Annotated in this window: 2 protein-coding genes; both read left to right on the top strand. The window is 36.9% G+C overall.

The genetic code is table 11. From position 1 onward, the window contains the following. Positions 1–167 precede the first annotated feature (167 nt). Positions 168–1586: a cellulase family glycosylhydrolase gene (locus ACNQGH_RS21765; RefSeq protein ID WP_417958116.1), complete on the top strand. Its 1419-nt coding sequence runs from the start codon at positions 168–170 to the stop codon at positions 1584–1586. 49 nt (positions 1587–1635) lie between these two features. Further along, complete coding sequence (locus tag ACNQGH_RS21760; RefSeq protein WP_417958115.1) at positions 1636–3576, top strand: sialate O-acetylesterase; 1941 nt, start codon at positions 1636–1638, stop codon at positions 3574–3576. Positions 3577–3708 lie beyond the last annotated feature (132 nt).

The following is a 3708-nucleotide window of genomic DNA, read 5'->3' as shown; positions in this document are numbered from 1 at the left end:
CGGCTGAATAGGTCAATTTACAAAGATTCTATTTTTGATAATATATTCAAACGATTAGTCTCACATCCGCATCGGGGCTGGAAACAAATCGTAGTGATTAAGTAAGTAACTCGATAAGTTTATTCTTAGTAGCAATTGATGCTTGTAGTAAAGATGCATCACCTGAAGTGGTACTAGCTAAATCACTTACTGTAGACACCAACAAAATCGAATTTCAAAGCACAGTAAATAGTGCTGGTGTTACTGTTACTGCCAATGTTGATACCTGGACCATTACTAGCGCTGATGCAAGTTGGATAACGTTGAGTCAGGTCTCGGGAAATTCAGGTACAACATTGGTCAATATATCTGTATCCGAAAATACAAGTAGTGCTGTACGTTCAGCGGTTATAACCATCAAATCAAGCCAAGCTGCCTCAGTTCAGGTTAATTTGACACAACTAGGAGTTTTACCTGTTGTCGCTACCGAACTTTATCCAAGCTATAATACAAATCCTATTGCTGCCGATGCTTCTGGAATGAGTAGTACCGCTGTTCAACTTGCGGCCAAAATAAATTTAGGCTGGAATATTGGAAATACACTTGAGGCAACCGGTGGAGAAACAGCTTGGGGAAATCCAAAGGTTACAAAAGCATTGATTGATCTTGTAAAACAAAGTGGCTTTAATGCAATTCGAATTCCTTGCTCCTGGAATCAAAATTTAGCCAATACCGGCACTGCTCAAATAAAGACAGAATGGTTAAATAGAGTTAAAGAAGTAGTTCAATACTGCGTCGATAATGATATGTATGTTATTGTCAATATCCATTGGGATGGAGGATGGCTTGAAAATAATTGCACCGAAGCCCAAAAAGAAGCTAATAATGCCAAACAAAAAGCATTTTGGGAACAGATAGCAACCCAATTACGAGGTTTTGATGAGCATTTGCTTTTTGCCAGTACTAATGAACCAAATGTGGACAACTCAACTCAGATGGCAGTTTTAACATCCTATCACCAAACCTTTATTGATGCAGTTCGTGCCACTGGAGGTAAAAATGCAAATCGTACCTTGATCGTTCAAGGTCCAGCAACCGATATCGAAAAAACAAATAAATTAATGCTGACTTTGCCTACTGATAAAGTGGCTAATCGTATGATGGTGGAAGTTCATTATTACACCCCTTATAATTTTTGTCTGATGGACAAAGATGCTAATTGGGGAAAAATGTTTTATTATTGGGGAGTTAATTATCACTCAACAACCGATCTTACACGCAATCCAACTTATGGAGAAGAAGCAGACTTAGATAATCTTTTCAAATCAATGAAAACCCAATTTGTAGATAAAGGAATACCCGTTGTATTAGGTGAATTTGGAGCGATACGTCGTACTAGTTTAACAGGAGATGCTTTAACTTTACATCTGGCATCAAGAGCGTATTATTTAAAATATGTTGTAAAACAGGCAAAAATAAACGGAATGTTGCCTTTTTATTGGGATGCCGGAGGTATGGCTGATAACGGTTCGGCTATTTTTAACAGAACCAATAATACCGTATTTGACACTCAGGCTTTAACCGGATTACTTGATGGATTGAAGTAAATTATTGAAGGCAACCTGGAATCCATTATAATTTTTTAAAATAAAAAAAATGAAAAAAAATATAGCATTTCTTTTTTTGATATATAGCATACTTGCAAATGCCAATGCCAGAATGCCTTTAGTGTTTTCCGACGGAATGGTTCTACAACGCAACAAGGCAATTCCGGTTTGGGGTTGGGCTGATGCCAATGAAAAAATCGCAGTCCATTTCAATAAACAGACCAAAACCATCAAAGCCGATAAAAACGGGAAATGGATGATTCGTTTAGATTCCGAAAAAGCAGGCGGTCCTTTTGAATTAACTATTACAGGAAAAAATAAAATCGTTATAAAAGATATTTTGGTTGGCGAGGTCTGGATTTGCAGTGGACAATCCAATATGGAATTTCAAATGTATAAAACGCTGAATTCTGAAAAAGAAATAAGCGATTCCAATTATCCCATGATTCGCCATTTTGGTGTTGCCCAGTATTTGAGCGGTTCACCAAAAGAAGATTTAAAAGCTGGAAAATGGGCAGTTTGTAGTAAGGAAACGGTGCGTGATTTTACGGCTGTGGGTTACTTTTTTGCCAAAAAATTATATACCGAATTAAAAATCCCAATCGGAATCATAAACACCTCTTGGGGCGGAACTTGTGTGGAGACCTGGACAAGCCGTCAGGCATTCGAGAAAAGTGATGAATTCAAAGGAATGATTGCCGATGTGCCACTGCTGAATATGGATTCCATTTCAAAATTGTACGCAAAAACAATGAGAGAAAGAGTCGAAAAAATTCAAGGAACTGAAGTAAGTGCAGCGAACGAAATCACTTATAAAGAATTAGGATTTAATGATTCTGGCTGGTCTGAACTCAACGTCCCTGGATTATGGGAAAACCAACCATTGGGTGATCTGGATGGTGTAGTTTGGATGCGAAAAACAATAGCCCTTTCGGCTGAAGATATCAAAAACGGAACTTTAAGTTTATCCAAAATTGATGATGAAGACATCACTTATGTAAACGGAATTGAAGTGGGGAGAAATACCATTTGGGATGCCAAAAGAGTGTATACGGTCCCTGCAAATATATTGAAAGAAGGCGCAAATAGTATTTCCGTAAGAATTGTCGATAATAGCGGCGGCGGGGGAATATATGGAGAATCTTCGGATTTGAAACTGACTCTTGGCAACAAAACAATTCCTTTAGAAGGAAAATGGAAATATAAAGTAATTGTAGTAAAAACTGCTTTATCTCCCAATAGTTATCCTTCGTTGTTGTACAATGCAATGGTCAATCCATTAGTTCCATATGCTTTTCAAGGTGTTTTATGGTACCAGGGCGAAGCCAATGTGGGTAGAGCAAATCAATACAAAAAAGCATTCCCTTTGATGATAACCGATTGGAGAACAAAATGGAATCAAGGTGATTTCCCTTTTTATTTTGTCCAATTATCTACCTTCAATGAGTTTAATGGCAACAGTAAAAATGGCAGTAAATGGGCTGAACTTCGTGAAGCCCAAACCCAAACTTTGCAATTGCCAAATACAGGAATGGCCGTAACGACTGATATTGGTAACGCAAAAGATATTCACCCAACAAACAAACAAGATGTTGGTAAACGACTGGCTGCGATTGCTCTGCATAACGTTTATGGCAAAAAAACGATTTATAGCGGACCTACTTATAAATCCTTAGAAATAAAAGGAAACCAAATAATTCTAACCTTTGATAACATCGGTAGCGGATTGTCAACGTCTGATAATGGTAAAAATTTAAAAGGATTTGAAATCGCAGGAGCAGATAAAGTTTTTCATTCTGCAGAAGCTATTATTAAGAGTAACAAATTAATTGTTTTTAGTAAAAATGTACTAAAACCTATTGCGATACATTACGGCTGGGCGGATGATGCAAGTGAAGCGAATCTTTGTAACGAGGAACAATTTCCTGCATCGCCATTCAGAACCGATGATTGGGAAATGATTACAGCAACAGAGAAGTATAAATTTTAAAAATCATTTTTGAGTTATACTAATTTGCTTTAATAATTACGATTATGTATATTTGCTTCATAATTTTGAATATTATGAGCTATCGGGTAAATTTAACCAAGGAAGAGTTAGTTGATTTAAAACGGATAAAGC

This window comes from Flavobacterium kochi (genome assembly GCF_048286715.1).
Taxonomy (GTDB): Bacteria; Bacteroidota; Bacteroidia; order Flavobacteriales; family Flavobacteriaceae; genus Flavobacterium.
The sequence above is the reverse complement of the archived record's forward strand: the minus strand, read 5'-3'. Positions and strand labels throughout refer to the sequence as shown.

What these genes read in the sequence shown, in the direction of transcription:
- ACNQGH_RS21760 (WP_417958115.1), top strand. Translation starts at nt 1,636, where the DNA reads ATGAAAAAAAATATAGCATTTCTTTTTTTGATATATAGCATACTTGCA.